At 60.5% G+C, this 19,590-nt stretch carries 17 protein-coding genes and 4 pseudogenes; 12 read left to right on the top strand and 9 right to left on the bottom strand.

Annotation, left to right across the window (positions count from 1 at the left end; genetic code table 11):
- Positions 1–81 precede the first annotated feature (81 nt).
- The 10 genes and pseudogenes from AC0L39_RS09085 to mazG all read left to right on the top strand — a co-directional run bounded on the left by AC0L39_RS09085 (position 82) and on the right by mazG (position 6,974).
- Positions 82–1,212: a D-alanyl-D-alanine carboxypeptidase family protein gene (locus AC0L39_RS09085; protein WP_473257284.1), complete on the top strand. Its 1,131-nt coding sequence runs from the start codon at positions 82–84 to the stop codon at positions 1,210–1,212.
- Entirely contained in the window at positions 1,209–1,874 is a 666-nt protein-coding gene (gene tmk, locus AC0L39_RS09090; protein ID WP_473257285.1) for a dTMP kinase, read from the top strand. Before AC0L39_RS09085 ends, tmk begins: the two co-directional genes overlap by 4 nt.
- A 62-nt stretch (positions 1,875–1,936) precedes the next feature.
- A pseudogene (locus AC0L39_RS09095) lies at positions 1,937–2,128 on the top strand (DNA polymerase III subunit delta'); the annotation flags it as partial.
- Positions 2,129–2,240: 112 nt separating this feature from the next.
- Positions 2,241–2,324, top strand: a pseudogene (locus tag AC0L39_RS09100) (hypothetical protein); the annotation flags it as partial.
- An 81-nt stretch (positions 2,325–2,405) separates the two neighbouring features.
- Positions 2,406–2,840 carry a hypothetical protein gene (locus tag AC0L39_RS09105; RefSeq protein WP_473262479.1) on the top strand — a complete coding sequence of 145 codons (435 nt, stop codon included), beginning with the start codon at positions 2,406–2,408 and terminating at the stop codon, positions 2,838–2,840.
- Positions 2,833–4,406 (top strand): annotated as a pseudogene (gene metG / locus AC0L39_RS09110) (methionine--tRNA ligase). The gene AC0L39_RS09105 and the pseudogene metG overlap by 8 nt, the downstream one beginning before the upstream one ends.
- Positions 4,406–5,182, top strand: a complete 777-nt coding sequence (locus AC0L39_RS09115) for a TatD family hydrolase (protein WP_473262332.1) — start codon at positions 4,406–4,408, stop codon at positions 5,180–5,182. The pseudogene metG and the gene AC0L39_RS09115 overlap by 1 nt, the downstream one beginning before the upstream one ends.
- A complete protein-coding gene (locus AC0L39_RS09120; RefSeq protein ID WP_473257287.1) occupies positions 5,179–5,961 on the top strand; it encodes an MBL fold metallo-hydrolase in 783 nt (260 codons plus the stop codon). The genes AC0L39_RS09115 and AC0L39_RS09120 overlap by 4 nt, the downstream gene beginning before the upstream one ends.
- Positions 5,958–6,125, top strand: coding sequence for a hypothetical protein (locus AC0L39_RS09125; RefSeq protein WP_473257289.1), 168 nt, complete (start codon positions 5,958–5,960; stop codon positions 6,123–6,125). The genes AC0L39_RS09120 and AC0L39_RS09125 overlap by 4 nt, the downstream gene beginning before the upstream one ends.
- Positions 6,126–6,191: 66 nt before the next feature.
- Positions 6,192–6,974, top strand: a complete 783-nt coding sequence (gene mazG, locus AC0L39_RS09130) for a nucleoside triphosphate pyrophosphohydrolase (RefSeq protein ID WP_473257292.1) — start codon at positions 6,192–6,194, stop codon at positions 6,972–6,974.
- Between the two features lie 6 nt (positions 6,975–6,980).
- Here mazG and hflX read toward each other — a convergent pair whose 3' ends face one another.
- From hflX to dusB, 7 genes are all read right to left on the bottom strand, one after another.
- A complete protein-coding gene (gene hflX / locus AC0L39_RS09135) occupies positions 6,981–8,285 on the bottom strand; it encodes a GTPase HflX (RefSeq protein WP_473257294.1) in 1,305 nt (434 codons plus the stop codon).
- A 17-nt stretch (positions 8,286–8,302) separates the two neighbouring features.
- Positions 8,303–8,902 (bottom strand): RNA chaperone Hfq, encoded by a 600-nt coding sequence (hfq, locus tag AC0L39_RS09140; RefSeq protein WP_473257296.1) that lies wholly within the window; start codon positions 8,900–8,902, stop codon positions 8,303–8,305.
- A 165-nt stretch (positions 8,903–9,067) separates the two neighbouring features.
- Positions 9,068–10,456, bottom strand: a complete 1,389-nt coding sequence (ntrX, locus tag AC0L39_RS09145) for a nitrogen assimilation response regulator NtrX (RefSeq protein WP_473257297.1) — start codon at positions 10,454–10,456, stop codon at positions 9,068–9,070.
- A 46-nt stretch (positions 10,457–10,502) separates the two neighbouring features.
- The gene (locus tag AC0L39_RS09150) at positions 10,503–12,728 is read right to left on the bottom strand and encodes a sensor histidine kinase (RefSeq protein WP_473257299.1); all 2,226 of its coding nucleotides are present in this window, start codon (positions 12,726–12,728) and stop codon (positions 10,503–10,505) included.
- A gap of 70 nt (positions 12,729–12,798) precedes the next feature.
- A complete protein-coding gene (locus AC0L39_RS09155) occupies positions 12,799–14,235 on the bottom strand; it encodes a sigma-54-dependent transcriptional regulator (RefSeq protein WP_473257301.1) in 1,437 nt (478 codons plus the stop codon).
- Positions 14,235–15,308, bottom strand: a complete 1,074-nt coding sequence (locus AC0L39_RS09160) for a two-component system sensor histidine kinase NtrB (RefSeq protein ID WP_473257303.1) — start codon at positions 15,306–15,308, stop codon at positions 14,235–14,237. Before AC0L39_RS09160 ends, AC0L39_RS09155 begins: the two co-directional genes overlap by 1 nt.
- Before the next feature lie 61 nt (positions 15,309–15,369).
- Positions 15,370–16,386 carry a tRNA dihydrouridine synthase DusB gene (gene dusB / locus AC0L39_RS09165; protein ID WP_473257305.1) on the bottom strand — a complete coding sequence of 339 codons (1,017 nt, stop codon included), beginning with the start codon at positions 16,384–16,386 and terminating at the stop codon, positions 15,370–15,372.
- A 76-nt stretch (positions 16,387–16,462) separates the two neighbouring features.
- Here dusB and AC0L39_RS09170 point away from each other — a divergent pair.
- Both AC0L39_RS09170 and AC0L39_RS09175 read left to right on the top strand, forming a co-directional pair.
- Positions 16,463–17,608 (top strand): annotated as a pseudogene (locus AC0L39_RS09170) (bifunctional 2-C-methyl-D-erythritol 4-phosphate cytidylyltransferase/2-C-methyl-D-erythritol 2,4-cyclodiphosphate synthase); the annotation flags it as partial.
- A gap of 27 nt (positions 17,609–17,635) precedes the next feature.
- Positions 17,636–18,160, top strand: coding sequence for a CinA family protein (locus tag AC0L39_RS09175; RefSeq protein WP_473262333.1), 525 nt, complete (start codon positions 17,636–17,638; stop codon positions 18,158–18,160).
- Here the strand turns inward: AC0L39_RS09175 and AC0L39_RS09180 are convergent.
- Together AC0L39_RS09180 and lipA are read right to left on the bottom strand one after the other, a co-directional pair.
- The gene (locus tag AC0L39_RS09180) at positions 18,121–18,582 is read right to left on the bottom strand and encodes a type II toxin-antitoxin system RatA family toxin (RefSeq protein ID WP_473257306.1); all 462 of its coding nucleotides are present in this window, start codon (positions 18,580–18,582) and stop codon (positions 18,121–18,123) included. The genes AC0L39_RS09175 and AC0L39_RS09180 overlap by 40 nt on opposite strands.
- On the bottom strand, positions 18,582–19,538 hold the full coding sequence (lipA, locus tag AC0L39_RS09185; RefSeq protein WP_473257308.1) for a lipoyl synthase: 957 nt from the start codon (positions 19,536–19,538) through the stop codon (positions 18,582–18,584). Before lipA ends, AC0L39_RS09180 begins: the two co-directional genes overlap by 1 nt.
- Between the last annotated feature and the right edge of the window lie 52 nt (positions 19,539–19,590).

Here is a 19,590-nt window from a genome sequence, read left to right on the forward strand (position 1 = left end):
TCGCCAAGCTGGCGCGCTGGGGTTATATCGCGCGAGTGATTTTCTCCTCTCTCAGATTGTTCGCGGTACGTGCTGGCGGCGATGTGCCTTTGCCTCGAAGGGAAGCCCGCCTTCGCGCAGGAAAGCGCACCTTTATCGCCGCCATCGGCTGAAGATGCGCCAATCGCCTTGCTTGTCGATGTAAGCTCCGGGCAGGTGCTGCATTCCCGCAATGCCGATCGGCGCTTCATCCCGGCTTCGATCACGAAGACGATGACGATCTTCCTCGCCTTCGAACTGATTGAAGAAGGGCTGCTCAATCCACGCCAGATTGTTACGCTTCAGCCCGATAGCTGGCGTGAGTGGAGCATGAAGGGATCGACGATGTTCCTTCCCGCTGATGCGCGTGTCACCGTCGATGACCTGATCGCCGGGATCGCGAATGTTTCGGCAAATGACGGCTCGATCGCGCTGGCAGAGGCATATGCAGGCTCGGTTGAGGCGTGGACCAATGCGATGAACGCGAAAGCGCGCGAAATCGGCATGGAGAACAGCCATTTCGGAACGCCCAATGGGTGGCCGGATCAGGGGCGAACATTCACCTCCGCCAGCGACCTTGCAATCCTCGCCGAGGCCATGATCCGCCGCCATCCTCAGAAGTTCGCGCGCTATGTCGGGCGGTCAGGCTTCACCTATAACGGCATCACGCAGCCGAACCGCGACCCGCTGCTCGGACGAGTGCAGGGCGCGGACGGCATAAAGACCGGCTTCACCAACGAGGCAGGGTACGGGTTTCTCGGGACCGTGCAGCGCGGTTCGCGGCGGCTAGTGCTCGTGGTTGCTGGATCGCGGCGCAGCGTGATCCGAAACCGCGCCGCTCGGCGATACGTCGAGTGGGGCTTTGGCGCCTTCGACCAAGAGCTGCTGTATGGCGGTGAAAATGTCATCACTTATGTCCGGGTCCAGGGGGGCTCGGCGCGCCGATTGCCTGTCACGGCGGGCCGCGAAGTGTCCGTGAACATGCCCAGCGGCAGCGCTGGCGAGCTTGATGTCCGGATCGTCTATGACGGACCGATCCGCGCCCCTGTCGCCGCGGGCGAACAGGTCGCCATGCTCGAAATCGCGGTTCCAGGAATGGATACCGCCCGCATACCCTTGATGGCGCGTGAGGACGTGGAGCAGGCCGGGTTCTTTGCGCGCATCTACAACGGAATCGCTGGGTGGTTCGGATGAACGAGGCAAGTAAGCGCGGCCAATTCATCGCTTTCGAAGGCGGCGAAGGAGCGGGCAAGTCCACCCAGACAAAATTGCTTGCAGATGCCTTGGCCGCGCGCGGCATTGCCGTCGATGTGACCCGCGAGCCGGGCGGAACAGCAGGCGCGGAGGCAATTCGGCAATTGCTGCTGGACCCGCCGGATAATTCGGACGGCAGAGGCTGGGGCGCAAAAGCGGAGGCCCTTCTGTTCGCAGCCGCACGCGCAGATCATGTCGAGCGCCGGATTCGCCCGGCGGTAGAAGCCGGAACCTGGATAATCTGCGACCGCTTTGTCGATTCAAGCCGTGCGTACCAGGGCGGGGCAGGGGGACTCGGCGATGAGGCCATACTCAAACTGCACGAATTCGGCAGCGACGGGCTCAGACCGGACCTCACGATCCTGTTGGAAGTTGACCCGGCGAAGTTGACCGAGAGATTGGCGATCCGGGACGGGACCGAAACCGATGCCATTGGCGGGCGCAGCTCCTCCTATCACCACAAGGTCGCATCCCGTTTCTCGATGCTTGCCGAGGCTAACCCCGATGGATTTGCACGAATTGATGGCAGCGGAGATGCGGACGCCGTTCACGGTGCAGTGATGGACGCGATCGGCCCGTTGATCGAGGCGTTTGCCGCGTGACCGAATGGCTCAATCACGATGAGGCCTGGAATCAATGGCGCCGCGCTTTGGCGAGCGACCGCATGCACCACGGGTGGATTCTCGCGGGCAAAAGCGGGCTGGGTAAGCGCGATTTCGCCCTTGCTGCAGCGCGTGAGCTGGTGGCCGAGGCCGGCGTGCACCAACCGGAAGGCGGTCACCCCGATATCCTCACCCTGACTCACCTTCCCAAGGACGATAAGGAAGAGAAGAAGCGCGACGAAGGCAAGCAATACCAGACCAAGCGCAACATCTCGGTAGGGCAAATCCGGGGGATGCAGAAACGCCTGACGACCCGGTACGACACTGGGCGCGCGCCGTGCGATCATAATCGATCCGGCGGACGATATGGAGCCAAGCGCGTCGAACGCGCTGCTCAAGAGCCTCGAAGAGCCGCCGCAAGGGACGTTCTTCCTGTTGGTGACGCACCGCCCTTCGCGCCTGCTCCCAACAATCCGGTCACGCTGCCGGTTGCTGCGATTTCCGACCCTCAGCGATGACCAGCTTGCAGATATGCTCAACCAGGACGCGAGCCTTCCCGGCGGCGACGCCCTCCATGCCGCGATCCGCGCAGCAGAAGGGTCGTTCGGTGCCGCCTTTCGCTTTGTCGAACAGGATATGGGGCCGCTTGCCGCTTTGATCGAGCGCCTGCTCACCGAAGGCGACCCGGCCTTTGGCGCGCGCGGAGAGCTTGCGCGCACGATCGGACCCCGCGCCGACAGGGACCGGATACAGGCGGTTCTGGAGCTGGCCCAGGCAATTGTCGCAGACCATGCCCGGCGAGCGCAATCGCCTGTACAATCCAAGGCATTCATCGAGGCTCACGGCGAGCTTGTCGCGCTCGCCGGACAAGCGCCCACCTACAACTTCGATACGGGGCTACTGGCGATGGAGATCGGAACCTTGCTTAGCTCCGCGAGCGCGGCTAGCGAGCACGCCAATGGCTGACCAAGACAACATCCCGTTCTACATCACTACGGCGATAAGCTATCCCAACGGACGGCCGCATATCGGCCATGCGTATGAGGCGATCACAACGGACGTGATGGCGCGGTTCCAGCGGTTGATGGGGCGTGACGTACGCTTCCAGACCGGCACTGACGAGCACGGCCTGAAAATGGCACGCAAGGCAGAGGAACAGGGCCGGAGCGCGCGCGATCTTGCTGACGAAATGTCGAGCTATTTCCAAGAGATGTGTGACGCACTTAACGTTTCATACGACCGCTTTATTCGCACCGTCGAAGATGATCACCACCGCGCGAGCCAGGCCATCTGGCAGCGCATGGAGGCCGCTGGCGATCTCTATCTCGACCGTTACGAAGGTTGGTATTCAGTCCGCGACGAAGCCTATTACGACGAAAGCGAGCTGGTCGAAGGGGAGGGGGCGCAAAACTTTCGCCCCAGGGCACTCCGGTCGAGTGGACAGTCGAGGAAAGCTGGTTTTTCCGGCTGTCGAAATATCAAGGCCGTTTGCTAGACCTCCTGCGCACTCCCGGATTTCTCGAACCTTCAAGCCGCCGCAATGAGATGATCGCCTTTGCCGAGCAGGGCCTGCGGGACTTGTCGGTCAGCCGGACTAGCTTCGATTGGGGCGTTAAAGTGCCGGGCAGCGATGACCACGTCATGTATGTCTGGGTCGACGCTTTGACGAATTACCTGACCGGCCTGGGCTTTCCCGACGATACGCGAGAAATGCGCGATTTCTGGCCGGCCGACCTACACATTATCGGCAAGGATATCGTGCGATTTCACACGATCTACTGGCCCGCATTCCTGATGAGTGCCGATTTGCCTCTGCCGAAAAAGGTTTTCGGGCATGGGTTCCTGCTCAACCGAGGGCAAAAGGAATCCAAGTCGCTTGGCAATGTCACCGATCCGCTGGCACTGGCGGAGACGTTTGGCGTCGATGCCTTGCGCTATTTCCTGCTGCGAGAGGTCGCGTACGGTCAAGACGGCAGCTATTCACCTGAGGCAATCGTAACGCGCGCCAATGCCGAGCTCGCAAATTCGTTTGGCAATCTGGCGCAGCGAACGCTGTCGATGATCGCGAAGAACATGGATGGCAAGCTGGAGCGTTTCGAACCAGCTGCGCCCGATGCAGAACTACTGAATACCGTCCGAACCGCCTGCGCGGACACGCTACCGGACGAATTCCAGAACCTCGCCTTCTCCGTCGGGATCGAGGCATGGCTGCGCGCGGTGTATGCGCGCAACCAATATGTCGACGAGCAGGCTCCGTGGACGCTCAAGAAGACCGATCCCGAGCGCATGAAAGTGGTGCTGCAAACGCTGTTCATAGCGCTGCGTGACCTTGGGATTGCGATCCAGCCGGTCGTTCCGGAAAAATCAGCAAGCCTGCTCGACCAACTCGGCATTCCGGAGACCGGGCGCACTTATGCAGCCATGCAGGACACCGATTGGTATCAGCGCCTTGTGGACACCGACTTCACCGTCGGCAAGCCCACACCGATATTCCCGCGCCTTGAATTGCCCGAAGAAGCCGAGGCCGAATGATGCTGGTCGATAGCCACTGCCACCTCGAATACAAAGGACTGGTCGAGGACCAGCAGGGCGCGCTTGCGCGAGCACGTGAGGCCGGGGTGGGGGCGTTCCTCAACATCTCGACAAAACTAGCCGAATGGCAGCAAGTGGTTGCAACCGCCAACCGCGAGGCGGACGTGTTCGCCAGCGTCGGCATCCATCCACACGAAGCGGACGGTCACGAGGATCTGGGCCGCAGCACATTGCTAACCGCTACCGAGAACCCCAAGGTTATCGGCATCGGCGAAACCGGACTCGACTATTATTACGAGCATTCGAACCGGGACACGCAGGCGAAATTGTTCCGTATGCACATCGATGTCGCGCGCGAGACTGGCCTTCCCGTCATCATCCACACCCGCGATGCAGAGGACGATACCTACCAGATTCTGGCCGAAGAGATGGAGAAGGGCTCGTTTCCGGCCCTGATCCACTGCTTCACCGCTTCGCCAGAGTTTGGGCGAAAGGTGCTTGACCTTGGGCTGACCATTTCGCTTTCGGGTATCGTAACGTTCAAAAACGCCAGGGACTTGCAGGAAACGGCGAAGAATATCCCGGCGGATAGGTTGCTCGTTGAAACCGACAGCCCGTTTCTGGCGCCTGTGCCGCATCGCGGCCGCCCGTGCGAACCGGCTTTCGTTGCCGACACTGCCAGATTTGTCGCGCAACTGCGTGAGACCGACGCCGAGACACTCGCCGAGCAGACCACCGCCAACTTCGCAAAGCTGTTCAGCAAGGCGCCGGTGTGAAGGTCGTCATGCTCGGGTCGGGCACGTCTACTGGCGTTCCGCGTGTCGGAGGCCCTGACGGGACCGGCGACTGGGGTGACTGCGACCCGAATGAGCCGCGCAATCGCCGCACGCGCGTCTCCATTCTGCTTGAAAGCGATGCTGGCGCGCGTTTGCTGATTGACACGTCGAGCGATTGCCGCGCGCAGTTGCTGGCCAACAGGATTCCCTCGATCGATGCGGTGTTCTGGACCCACGATCACGCCGATCATTGCCACGGCATCGATGATTTGCGGGTAATGCGATATGGCCGCGGCGGTCCGATACCCGGTTACGCCTCGACAGAGACCGTGCGGCGGTTGCGCCAGAGGTTCGGTTACGTCTTCGCCGGGCAGGATGGCTATCCGACGATTATCAGTCTCGACACACTTGAGCGGCTGCGGATTGTTGCAGGGTTCGGTGTCGAATGGTGCCAGATGGAGCACGGGCCTGGAGAAACAACGGGTTACCGCTTTGAAACCGATGGCAAGTCTATTGCTTACGCAACTGATTTTAGTGCAATTTCAGAAGAAATGGTAGAATTGTACGACAATGTCGATGTCCTGGTGACCGATTGCCTGCGCCGCGAACCGCATCCCACGCATGCACATTTGGCGATGGCGATCGAGCTTGGTGAGCGATGCGGTGCTAAACGGCTTATTTTGAGCCATCTCGACAAGAGCATGGATTATCAGACGCTTGTCGATGAAGTGCCCGATTTCGTGACCGTGGGCTATGACGGGTTGGAGGTGACTGCATGACGAACATGACGACGATTTCGATTGTGGCGATGCTTGGTTGGTTGATCCTGGCCGCCGGTGCACTTGCATCTTTCAAGCTTGGTTGGGCCAAGATGCTGCAAATGGCTTTGGTGTGGGTCGCAATTTTCGCTGGAGGCTTTGTCATCGCGAGCATCTTCATGTGACGCAAACAGTGCGAACACAAGGCGATCTATTTAACATAATATATATTATCATTCTCTAGGTGACGTATGAGCGAGGGTGCCCCTCACGCCGATAATCTATCTCAAATCGACCGCCTGCTCGCGATCATGGCGCGACTGCGCGATCCTGACGGCGGATGCGAATGGGATCTGGCTCAGGATTTCTCCAGCATCGCCCCGTACACGATCGAGGAAGCCTATGAGGTTGCGGACGCAATCGAGCGTGGCGATATGGCCGAATTGCAGGACGAGCTCGGCGACCTGCTCCTCCAGGTCGTATTCCATGCGCGCATGGCCGAGGAAGCCGGAGCCTTCGAATTCAAAGACGTAGCCAGATCGATCAGCAACAAGATGGAAACGCGCCACCCGCACATATTCGGCGATGAAGGCGGTGCAATGGGCGAAACGCGGTGGGAAAACCTCAAGGAAGCCGAACGTAGCGAAAAAGGCGCAACAAGCGCACTAGACGGCGTGGCACTGGCGCTTCCAGCTCTCATGCGAGCACAAAAGATCCAGAAACGTGCTGCGCGCACCGGTTTCGACTGGCCCGATCCAAGCGGGTCTGAGTCCAAGATCATAGAGGAGATAGAAGAAGTTAAGTCGGCTGGCTCGCAGACAGAGAAGATCGAGGAGGCAGGCGATCTCCTCTTTGCCGTCGTCAATTACGTCCGGGCACATGGAATCTCGGCAGAGGACGCGCTTCGCAGCGCAAACTCGAAGTTCGAACGGCGTTTCCGGGACATGGAAAACCTGGCCGATGGCGGTTTCGCAGAACTCGCTCTGGATGAGCAAGAGAAGCTGTGGCAGGCCGTAAAAGCCTCAGAAAAATAGCGTTTATTAGCTGGTTAAGCTCGCATATTGACCCAATTCCTTCGGATTGAGGCGGACGGTCAGACGGCGCAGCGGACCGTGCTCCCCTTCCCCTGCTTCTTCATCCTCCAACACGTCACCGTGCGCATGGAGCCACGCCAGGCGGCGGCCATCGCTTGCGGGAAGCGTTACAGTGACCTCTTTGGCTTTGACCGTGAGCAATTCGGCGACCTGTTCGGTAAAAGTCTCGATCCCGGCACCGCTCGCGGCCGAAATCAGCACCGCATCCTGCCCGATTGCGGCTTGGCGTAGTTCTGCTTCGCGCTCAGGGCCGAGCAGGTCTGCCTTATTCCAGACTTCAAGAATGGGAATCTCGCTCGTCCCGGTTTCGCGGTCCACTACGTCGAGATCGGCAAGCACGTCCATGACCTGCTTTTTCTGCGCCGCATGAGCCGGATTAGCCATATCGCGGACATGGCAGATGATATCGGCGCCGGTGACTTCTTCCAGAGTTGCCCGAAAAGCCGCGACGAGCTGCGTTGGAAGGTCGGAAATGAAACCCACCGTGTCCGAAAGGATCGCCTTTTCTACTCCTGGAAGGCTGATCGCACGCATGGTCGGGTCGAGCGTCGCGAACAGCAGGTCCTCTGCCATCACGTCTGCTCCGGTCAGCCGATTGAACAGCGTCGATTTTCCGGCATTGGTGTAGCCGACCAGAGCGATGACAGGCCACGGCGCCCTTCCCCGCCGCTCTCGGTGGAGGGTCCGCGTCTTGCGCACTTGTTCCAGTTCGCGGCGCAGACGGCTCATGCGCTGGCGGATCATCCGGCGGTCGGCCTCGATCTGGGTTTCACCAGGTCCGCCAAGGAAACCGAAGCCGCCGCGTTGCCGCTCAAGGTGGGTCCAGCTGCGCACAAGCCGGCTCTGCTGGTAATCTAGGTGAGCGAGTTCGACCTGCAAGCGGCCTTCCGCGGTGGCGGCGCGCTCTCCAAATATCTCGAGGATAAGCCCGGTCCGGTCGATGACTTTGCGCTTCAGCTTTTCTTCGAGATTGCGCTGCTGGATCGGAGACAGCGCACCGTCAACGATAACGAGCTCGCACTCATACTGTTCGCACCAGGTCGCGATCTTCTCGACTTGCCCTGATCCAAACAGGGTGTTCGGCTGCATCTGCCTAACCGCTAGAACCTCCGAGTGACCGATGACCACACCGATAGCGAGCGCGAGGCCCTGCGCCTCTTCAAGCCGCTCGCGTGCGTCCAGATCGTAACGCAGCGTGCGGATGTCAGGGTACAGCACGAGGGCCCGCGCACCGCGGGTCACCTCATCCATCAGGTCATCGTCGAAACTCAGTCTTCTGCCCCGTAATCCTCGGCGAAGGTGTCACTGTCATCGTCATCACTCAGATCAACAGGACTTGCTGGCTGAATGGTGGAGACTGCGTGCTTGTACGCGAGTTGCACCGCCCCGTCACGTTCCAGCAGCATGCAGAAGAGGTCGTAAGCGGCAAGCCGCCCTTGCAGCATCACGCCGTTCACCAGGAACATGGTGACCTGGACATGGCTGTCGCTGACCTTGCTGAGGAATACGTCCTGCAGCAGGCGCTGCTTCTTGTTTCCTGCTCTCGTCTGGAACTGTCCCGCGTCGATCGGTTGGCCGGGCATGATTGTCGAGATCGCGTGTTTGTAGACGAGCTGCGATTGACCGTCGCGCCGCAGGAGGATCGAGAAATTGTCAAACCACGTCACGATGCCTTGCAGCTTGACACCCTTGACCAGGAACATGGTCACTGGGGTCTTGTTCTTGCGTAGCAGGTTTAGGAATGCGTCTTGCAGGTTGCCCTGCCCGCCGCCATTGCCGCTGGCCTGTCCTCCACCTTGCCGGGGAGATTCGCCAGCGCCTTCGGCGCTTGAGGTTGGACGCGGAGAGAGAGTCCGCCCATTCGACATGTATCATGCTCCTGTATTATTGGCGGTACGTTATTACGGTCCGCGGATAAGGCAAATGCCAGCAGCCCACCCACTTGCAATACCTCATTGCCTATCATGGCGATTGGACGAGTTACCGGCAATGCCTGTTTTTTAACCCTTTAGGCAGGTTGCCGGCGCCTCTGCCTACTCCTTCCGAGCGCTTTCGCGTCGTTCCGCCATGCCCAGAAGCTTGAGCTTGCGGTGCAAGGCTGACCTTTCCATGCCGATAAAGGTCGCCGTCTTGGAAATGTTGCCAGAGAAGCGCCGGATCTGGATTGTCAGGTATTCCCGCTCGAAACTCTCGCGCGCCTCACGCAAGGGCACGCCCATCATGGCAGACAGCCCCTGCCCGGACGCGGCCAGTTTGCCGCCGGTGATCTCGACCGGAAGCATGTCGGTTTCGACCACGGTAAGGCGGTCGCGGGGGGTCATGATGATCGTACGCTCGATCACATTGCGCAATTGGCGGACGTTGCCGGGCCAGTCATACGCCTGCAGCGCCGCCATCGCCTCTTCGGAAATGCTCGGCGGAGCAAGGCCCTGATCGTTGGAGTAGCGGGTGAAGAAATGCTCGGCCAGCGCGGGTATATCGTCGCGACGCTCGCTCAGCGACGGGATGGTCACGGGTACCACATTGAGCCGATAGAACAGGTCTTCGCGGAACCGGTTTTCCTCCATTTCGACCGTCAGATCGCGAGTGGTCGAGGAGACGACGCGAACATCGACGCCGATCTGCCGTGTACCGCCGACCCGCACGAAGCTCTGCTCGGTGAGGACGCGGAGGATGCGGGCCTGCGTGGAGAGCGGCATGTCGGCAACTTCGTCGAGATACAGCGTACCTCCGTCTGCCATTTCTAGCAGCCCCGGTCGCACCTGCTTTCCATCAGATTCTTCGCCGAACAATTCCTGTTCGAACCGCTCCGGGGTGATGCGCGCGGAATTGACCAGCACGAAAGCGGCGTCGGCTCGACCACTCCAGGTGTGAAGCAGCCGCGCCGCAACTTCCTTGCCCGCACCCGCCGGCCCTGAGATGAGCACACGGCTGCCGGTGTTGGCGACGCGTTTCAAGGTGGCGCGCACGGCGTTGATCGCAGAGGAGTTGCCGGTAAACTCGGCGCTGCTCCAGCTGCTGTCGCGAAGCCGCGAATTTTCGCGGCGAAGCCGCTCGGTTTCGGTCGCGCGTTCGACCAGCAACAAGAGCCGCTCGGCCTCGAATGGCTTCTCGATGAAGTCCATCGCCCCGCGGCTGACAGCAGAAACCGCTGTGTCGATATTGCCGTGCCCGGAGAAGATGATCACCGGGAGGTCCGGCTCGCGCGTCTTGATCGCGTCGAGGAGTTCGAGCCCGTCCATGTCGCTGCCATGCAGCCACACATCAAGCAGGACGAGGCTGGGCCGCCTTTCGTCGATTGCCGCGAGCGCTCTGGTGCTGTCGGCAGCGGTGCGGCATTCATAACCTTCATCGCCGAGGACACCGGAGACGAGATCGCGGATATCGCGTTCATCGTCGACAATCAGGATTTCGAGCGCCATGCGAGGCTCCTTGGGGCGTTGGTTGGAAAAATGATGGTGAGCGCAGTCATGCCGGTTCGATGTCCGCAATCTGGGGGTCGCGCGCGAAGCGCAAGGTGACGCACGAGCCGCCATTGTCGGTGCTCGCAAAGCTCATATCGCCGCCATGCTCATCGACAATCTTGTTGACGATGGCGAGGCCGAGGCCGGTGCCTTTCTCACGCGTCGTCATATAGGGTTCGGTCAGGCGGTCGCGTTCTTGCGGCAGACCGATGCCGTTGTCTTCGACCGTGATCGAAAGCATGCTGTCGTCGCTGGTCATGGTTACCGCGATGCGTCCGGCATATTCGCCGCGCGTTTCCGCCGCGCGCGCCTCTACCGCCTCGACCGCATTCTTCAGGACGTTGGTCATGGCCTGCCCCAGCTGGTGGCGATCGCAGCGTATGGTGCGCTGGTCGAGTTTCTCTGCTGAAACTTTGAACTCGATCCCCGAATGCGCGACCTCTTGCAGGAACACCGCCTGCCGGACGAGGTCGACCGCGTCTTCGGAGCGGAAAACGGGCTTTGGCAGCCGTGCAAAGGAGGAGAATTCATCGACCATCTTGCGCAGGTCACCGACCTGGCGGACGATCGTGCTCGTGAGTTCGTCGAACAGCTCGCCATCTGCATCTTCGACCTGCTTGCGATAGCGTCGCTTCAGACGCTCGGTCGCAAGCTGAATCGGTGTGAGCGGGTTCTTGATTTCATGCGCGATACGGCGGGCAACGTCCGACCATGCGGCCTGCCGCTGGTCGAGCAATTGGCGCGTTATGTCTTCGAAGGTGATGACGTGACCGCTGCTTCCCGGCGCGACTTTTACCGCAAGTGTCAGCAATTCGGCGTCTTTTGCGTGGCTGACGATAGCGCGTTCCTGGCCCTCCCTGACCATCTGGCAAATCTCGGGCGAGAGCGTATCGAGCGACTTGCCGACAAGATCGCCCGATCCTTCCTGTGCAAGCAGCCCCTGTGCCGATTCGTTCATCAGCAGCACGCGGCTATCTTCATCGACCGAGATCACTCCCGCGCTCACGGACTCGAGCACCGCTTCCATGAATGCGCGGCGATCGTCGATTTGCCGGTTGGCACTCACCAACGCCTCGGTCTGCTTTTCAAGCTGCGCGGTCATGCGGTTGAAGGCGCGGTTGAGCAGGCCAATCTCGTCGGCGCCCTTGCGCCCTTCGACCCGCAGGGCGAAGTTACCCTGCCCCACCTTGCGAGCCGCGCCGACGAGATCGGTCAACGGCTCGACCTGCCGATCTGCAAAGCGCAGCGCGAACCACACGGCGACGCCAACGAGCAAAAGGCTCACCAGCACCAGCGCGATGTTAAAGCGGAGCTGGAGCGTTCCGGATTCATCGGTCAGAGTTTCATACGCCGATGCGACCGCCTGCGCCCGCGTCCACGAATTGAACATCGTCGCCTCGGTATTGCGCGCATTGTAAAGATAAATCCCGCTATCCCGATCGATTGCAGCGAGCGCGGCGATGCGTTCTGGGCTCCCGCGCACCACCACGAATTCTCCCTCGTCCAATTGCGGAAGCACGGATTCGCTGAACTCGATCGGTCGGTTGTCCGCGAGCAACTCATAAGTGGCTGCGGTGCGCAGGCTACCATCATCGAGACGCTGAAGAATTACACTTTCCGATATGTCGCGCGATTGCGCTTGGAAAGCGTAGAAATCAGCGAAATCCTGCTCGGTTATAGGCACGCGTTCGAGGATGACGCGCATGTCGCTGGCCATCGTGATGGTCTCGTCCTGAACCTCACGCTGGTTTGCATCGTAATAACTTTGCGCAAGCTCGTTCGCATTCTCCATCAGGCCGCGAGAATCGTCCGAATACCAGAAATCGACACCCGTCTGGAACAGGAACGCGGCGAAGCCTGAAACGAGCAAGGTCGGCACGGCGGCGACCATCGAAAAGAAGAACACGAGCCGTACATGCAGGCGCGCAGTGCTCCCAGCAGCGCGTTGGAGCGCAAGGCGGCGGCCAATCAGGATCAGCAAGCCCATAGCCGGGACGAGCACCGACATGAGGAGCAGCGACACTTCCATCGGGGACAGGATCTGCCCCTGCTCGGTCCCGCGTGAATAGGCGAGGTAATTGGCAACAATCGCCGCGATCAGCGAAACGACCGCGAGCACTTCGAACCACAGGTAGATATTGGCTCGCCTCGACGAGACGATGAACTGCCGCCACCACCGCGGGAATTGCCGCGGGGATTGAGCCTTGGCTGGTGACGCGGAGCTTGCCATCGTTGCCCACTTACAACGATAGTGTTGCTATTGTGCAAGCCTTAACTGCCCAATGGCCCCCGTTTGTGCGCTAAACCGGTCTTGCAAAGCGATCAGGTTCGATGCCGAGTTCGCCGATGCGTTTACGCAAGGTATTCCGGTTGATCCCAAGCAGCTTTGCAGCGCGCAGCTGGTTGCCGCTGGTTTTGCCCAAAGCATGTTCAATCAGCGGCTTCTCGAATGCCGCGATCGCCTGCGAATACACCGTTCCCGATGCAGGATTTTCCGTGCGAAGCCATGCGTTCAATGCTTGCGAAATTCCGCCTTCTGATGGCTTGCCCTGTTCCGCAATCGGCAGGGCCTCCTCGCCGATGATGTCCGAAAGCGACATTGTGTCGATCACGTCATCGCGAGCCATCAGGACCAGCCGGTAGATCACATTGCGCAGCTCGCGGACATTGCCGCGCCAATTGCGCTGCTCGAGCTTTTCCATCGCACCGGTCGACAATTGCCGCCGCGGTAGCCCGTCTTCGGCAGCCTGCGCCAGGAAATGCTGGGAAAGCACCTCGATATCCTCGCGGCGATCGCGCAAGGGCGGCAGCTCAATCGGGACGACGTTGAGCCGGTAATAGAGGTCTTCGCGGAATGTCCCTGCCGAGATCATAGGCACGAGGTCGCGGTTCGTCGCTGCCACGATGCGTACATCGACCGCGATTTCCTGCCGCCCGCCAACACGGCGGATCCGGCCTGATTGCAGCGCTCGTAATAGTCGGGTCTGCGCCTCTGCAGGCATGTCTCCGATCTCATCGAGGAAGAGCGTTCCGCCATTGGCTTGTTCGAACTTGCCGATGGCCTGCGCAATAGCACCGGTGAATGCGCCCTTTTCGTGACCAAACAGCTCGCTTTCGATAAGATCGGCGGGAATGGCTGCGGTGTTCACGGCGACGAAAGGCCCCGACCGGCGACTGCCAAGCTGGTGTATAGCTTCGGCCACCAGTTCCTTGCCGGTTCCGCTTTCCCCAGTGACGAGCACTGTCAGATCGTTGCGGAGCACCCGCGTGATCATCCGGTAGACGCCTTGCATCGCCTGGCTTCGGCCAACGAGCGGCATTCCGTCATCGCTAGCCTGGTCAGGCAAGTCGGCGACATTGCCCACGTCGCCGCAAGCCTGCTGCACTGCATGGACCAATTCATCGAGGTCAAACGGCTTGGGGAAATATTCGAATGCATCGCTGTCGCTGGCGCGCACTGCTGTATCGAGCGTATTTTGCGCCGACAGCACAATCACCGGCATGTGCGGCGCCGCATCGCGGGCAGTTTCAAGGCTGGCGAGACCGTCGCCATCTTCCAGCATCACGTCGGTCAGCATGACGTCGAATGTATGGTTGGCGAGCCAGCCATCGCGGGCCGCAACGCTTGAACAATGCTCGATTGCGTACCCCTCGTCCTCAAGCGCAGCGACAATTACGGTCGCGATGGCGCTGTCGTCTTCGACCAGCAGGACGCGGCGGGTATTTGTTGCAGACATCAGGACTGGCCTCCGCTGCCCGGGCTTTGAGGCAGGTGCAGGCGAAAATGGGTCAGACCCGCGCGGATGTCGCGTTCGTGACTGATACGGCCATTCATGTCGCGCACCAGTTTACGGACCAGCGCAAGGCCGAGGCCCTGCCCCGATTTCTTCGAAGACACGAACGGTTCGAACATGTGGTCGCGGAGCGCAGCGTCGATCCCGGCCCCATTGTCCGTCACCGTGATTTCAATCGGAAGTCGCACCGCTCGGCCAAGACGGATCGCGCTAAATGCAAGACCGCTGACGAACCGCGTCTGCACGGTCACCTTGCCCGGGTCGTCCGAGCCGGCGACAGCATCGCGCGCATTGGAGACAAGGTTGATCAGCACCTGCTCCAGCGCATCGCGGTTGACCAGGACCGGAGGAAGGGACGGATCGAATTCTTCACGGATTTGCACCTGCGGGCCGTCTGCGGCGCGGACCGTCGCAATGGCGCTGCGAATGGCTTCATGCGGATTGCATGGAGCGGCAGGTTCGCTGGTCGTGCTTCCGAGCTGCTGCATCCTGTCGATCAGGCGCGCAATCCTGTCGACCTCGTCGGTGATCATCCGTGCCAGCTTCTTGTCCTTGAGCGGCAGTTTGCGCGCGGCGAGTTGCCCGGCCCCGCGAATGGCCGAAAGCGGGTTTTTGATCTCGTGCGCGAGAATCGACGGAGCGCCAATCGTGGCGCCCAAGTCGGCATCGTTCGCCGTATCCTCGTGCGAAATCTCGGACAAGGTCACGACACGCCAGCCGGGATGGCTGCTCAGAGGGGACACGGTCAGGTTGACGCGCGTTTCCACTTCACCTGCATGAATGCGGATATCCCGCGCGACGAGAGCCGCATCATTGTTGGCCAATCGCTCCTCGACACGCTCGTCAATTCCGCCAAGGACATCGCTTATCGACTTTGTAGCGAGCCTTTTCGCGCTCTGGCCCAGAAGGTTTTCGGCAGCCTGATTGACTTGCGCGATCGCGCCTTCGCCGTCGATCAGGAGCATGGCGAAAACCAGCCCGGCGATCTGGTCGACCGCGGACGGCTTGTCGCTCATATGAACAGGTAGGTCAGCGCTGCTTGCATCTGGTCCTCCCGCGACCTCGGTTGAGGCCATGTCAGGCAGCCCGGCGGTGCAGAAACGGTTCGTAGAAACGCTCGATCTCGCCCAGCACTTCATCGGGATCGTCGATAAAGTTGGCCTTGTTCCGGAACTCGGCGGAACCGTGCATACCCTTTGTGTACCAGCCAAGATGTTTGCGCGCGATCTTGGTCCCGACATCGCGGCCATAGTGATCGAGCATGCGGTGATAGTGTTCGACCAGCGCGCTGTATTGCTCGTCAAAGCTGGGAGTAGAGATGCTTTCCCCGGTGCGCCACCAATGCATGACCTGGCCAAGCAACCACGGCTTGCCGTAGGCGCCGCGCCCGATCATGAGACCGTCTGCGCCCGATTGCTCAAGCGCTTTCGCAGCATCGTCGATCGTGCAGATGTCGCCGTTGACGATGACCGGGATGGAAACCGCGTCCTTTACCTTGCGGATGAAGGACCAGTCTGCGCTGCCCTTGTACATCTGGTTGCGGGTGCGTCCGTGAACAGTGATCATCTTCACGCCGAGATCCTCGGCAATCCGCGCCATTTCAGGGGCATTGAGGCTCGAGTGATCCCAGCCCATCCGCATCTTCACCGTGACCGGCACATCGACCGCCTTCACGGTCGCTTCCATCAGCTTCGTCGCCAATGGCACTTCGCGCATCAGGGCGGAGCCAGCGAACTGGCCGACGACCTTGCGCACCGGGCAACCGAAATTGATGTCGATGATTGCTGCGCCGTTGCCTTCCTGTAGTTTGGCAGCCTCTGACATACTGTCAGGATCGCAGCCAACCAGTTGCATGGAAACCGGTTCTTCGATTTGGTCCCACGCGGTCTTCTGAATCGACTGGCGCGTTTCGCGGATTGCCGCCTCGCTGGCGACCATTTCGGTAACGTTGAGGCCAGAGCCGTAGCGCCGCACCAAGGTTCGGAACGGCATATCGGTCACGCCCGTCATCGGCGCCAGTAAAACCGGCTCGGCAATTTCGACGGGGCCGATTGCAATCGGCTTGATGGCCGGAGGGGTTGGGAGCGTGGTCATTTCATGTGTGCCTAAATATTGGGCAGCGCATAGTGGATTGCGCATTGTGCGTCCAGACCCTAAGCGCGGGGCCGCTATGGCAGCCCCCACTCCCCTCCCCGCATTCTCCGCGATCATTGTCGCCGCAGGAAAAGGGCTGAGAGCCGGAGGCGGCACACCGAAGCAGTTTCGCGAAACCCGCGGCAAGCCTGTCCTGATGCATTCGGTCGAGGCTCTGAACGCCGCGGGGTGCGAACATATCGTCATCGTCGCTCCGCCGGGCCTGCATGAGGAATCCTTGGTTGCAGCGGGCTGTCCGGGCAATGCCGTAGCTGTGGATGGAGGTGCGACGCGCCAGCAATCGGTCAAGGCCGGGCTTGAGGCTCTCGCTGGCGTATCACCCGAGCGTGTTCTCATCCATGATGCGGCCCGCCCCGATCTGCCGCTTGCCGTGATCGAGCGGCTCATCGCTGCACTTAAAACGCATTCGGGCGCGATCCCGGTCCTCCCAGTGGTCGATAGTCTCGCAATTGCCAGCGCAGCGAATACAATGGCCGGAAAGGCGGACCGCGATGCGCTGCGCAGGGTCCAGACCCCGCAGGCGTTCCGCTATGGCGATATCCTTGCAGCGCACCAGGCGTGGACCACAGAGCCCGATGCGGGAGACGACGCGCAGGTGCTCGCGGCAAGTTCCGGTTCAGTAGCGCTCGTCGACGGTGACGAACAGTTGAGAAAGATCACCTTCGCTGAGGATTTCGCAGACACAATGACAACTCCGCAATTCCGTGTCGGCCAAGGATACGACGTCCACCGTCTGGAAACGGGCGAGGAGCTGTGGCTGTGCGGGATCAAGCTTGAGCATGACAAGGGCCTTGCGGGACATTCGGACGCCGATGTGGCGCTGCATGCGATAACCGACGCGGTGCTCGGTGCGATCGGCGCTGGCGACATTGGCGCGCATTTCCCGCCTGGCGATCCGCAATGGAAGGGCGCGCGTTCGGGCAAGTTCCTCGAACATGCCGTGACACTCGCCGCCGAAGCCGGATACAGGCTAGCCAATATCGATCTCACGATAATTTGCGAGGCGCCAAAGATCGGTCCGCACCGCCCGGCCATGCGGGCAGAGGTCGCGCGGCTCACAGGTCTTGCCGAAAATGCTGTAAGTATAAAAGCAACTACGACCGAAAGGCTGGGCTTTACCGGACGGGAGGAAGGTATCGCTGCACAAGCGATCATCGGCCTGACCGCGGTACGGTTGAAGGAACAGGATATGACCAAGCAGCTACTCCCCGCCGACATTGACGAACTCGCTGCGCAGGTGGTGGCCGAGAACAAGGCTGCTGGCCGCAAAATCGCGCTTGCGGAAAGCTGTACGGGCGGCCTTGTCGCGGCGGCGATTACCGAAATTGCCGGCTCGTCATCCGTGCTCGATCGCGGTTTTGTGACGTATTCCAACGAATCGAAGATGGAATCGCTGGGCGTTGCGCAGGACATTATCGAGACATTCGGAGCGGTTTCGATCGCCTGCGTTTGGGCAATGGCCGAGGGCGCCTTGAAGAACTCCAATGCTGACGTCGCGGTCGCGATCAGCGGCGTTGCAGGGCCGGGCGGCGGGACGCAACTCAAGCCTGTCGGGACGGTCGTGTTTGCGCGTGCCTATCGTAATCAGGACGGCGAGCCCGAGGGCGAACTGAAGCATTTCGATGGCAGCGACGAGGCAGAAACGGGCCTCAGCGAGCGTGCCTCGATCCGCCGTCAGGCAACAATTTGCGCGCTGGACCTGTTACTGCCGTAAAGATCGTTCGCGCGCTGCTCGAATGCGGCGACCATCTTGCGGAATGCACGCTCGAAATATTGTCCTGCAAGCGCCTGAAACACGCGGTTCTTGAACTCGAAATCGACGAAGAAATCGATCTCGCACGCGTGCTCGTCGATGGCGCGGAAGGTCCAGACATTGTCGAGATCTGACAAGGGGCCATCGACATAGTGCACGTCGATCTCGTTCGGGCGATCCTTGGTCACGCGCGAGGTGAATTTCTCGCGAATTGATTTGAACCCGACCACCATGTCGGCGACCATCTCGGTTTGACTGTCCGAGCGGACTCGCGTCGCGATCACCCACGGCAGGAACTCATTGTAACGCTTCACATCTGCGACCAGATCGAACATCTGCTCTGCGCTGTAGGGCAGCCTGCGGGTTTCGCGAATTCCGACCATCAGGCGTCCAGGCGGTCCCTCTTGCGCAGCTTTTCCTCGCGCGCGGCCTTCATCACCGCGAAGTCATCGCCGGCGTGATAGCTCGAGCGGGTGAGCGGGCTCGACGCGACTTGAAGGAACCCCTTGGCCCGCGCGATCGAGCCATAGGCGTTGAATGCTTTCGGTGTGACGAATTCTTCAACAACTGCATGTTTCGGTGTCGGCTGGAGGTATTGCCCCATCGTGATGAAATCGACTTCGGCGCTGCGCATGTCGTCCATCACCTGATGCACTTCGAGCCGCTGTTCGCCCAGGCCAAGCATGATGCCGGACTTGGTGAAGATCAGCGGATTGTGCGCCTTCACCTCTTCGAGCAGGCGAAGCGAGGCGTAGTAGCGCGCACCGGGGCGGATCGTCGGATAGAGGCGCGGGACTGTCTCGAGGTTGTGATTGTAAACATCTGGTCCGGCTTCACAAATTGCTTCCACGGCAGGGCGCATCTTGCCGCGGAAATCGGGAGTGAGGATTTCGATTGTCGTGTCCGGCGTATTGCGGCGCAGGGCCTCGATCACCTTGACGAACTGCCCTGCCCCGCCATCGGGCAGATCATCGCGGTCGACGCTCGTGATGACGATGTGCTTGAGCCCCATCTTGGCTGCAGCAATGGCGGTGTTTTCCGGCTCCATCGGATCAACGGCGCGCGGCATCCCGGTCTTGACGTTGCAGAACGCACAGGCACGCGTGCAGACATCGCCCAGGATCATCACGGTCGCGTGCTTCTGGGTCCAGCACTCACCGATATTCGGGCAGGCCGCTTCCTCGCAGACAGTGTTCAGATTGAGCTCGCGCATCAATCGGCGCGTCTCATGATAACCTTCGCTTACCGGCGCGCGAACACGGATCCAGTCCGGCTTGCGCTGGCGCGGCGGGCGGTTTTCATCCGGCTTGGTCTGCGGAGAGTTCGCAAGATCGTTCATGCGCGATCATTTAGGCGGCCTCAGCCTCTGCCGCAAGCCGCTCAGCAAGACT

The sequence above is a fragment of the Erythrobacter sp. K21-9 genome, assembly GCF_055808355.1.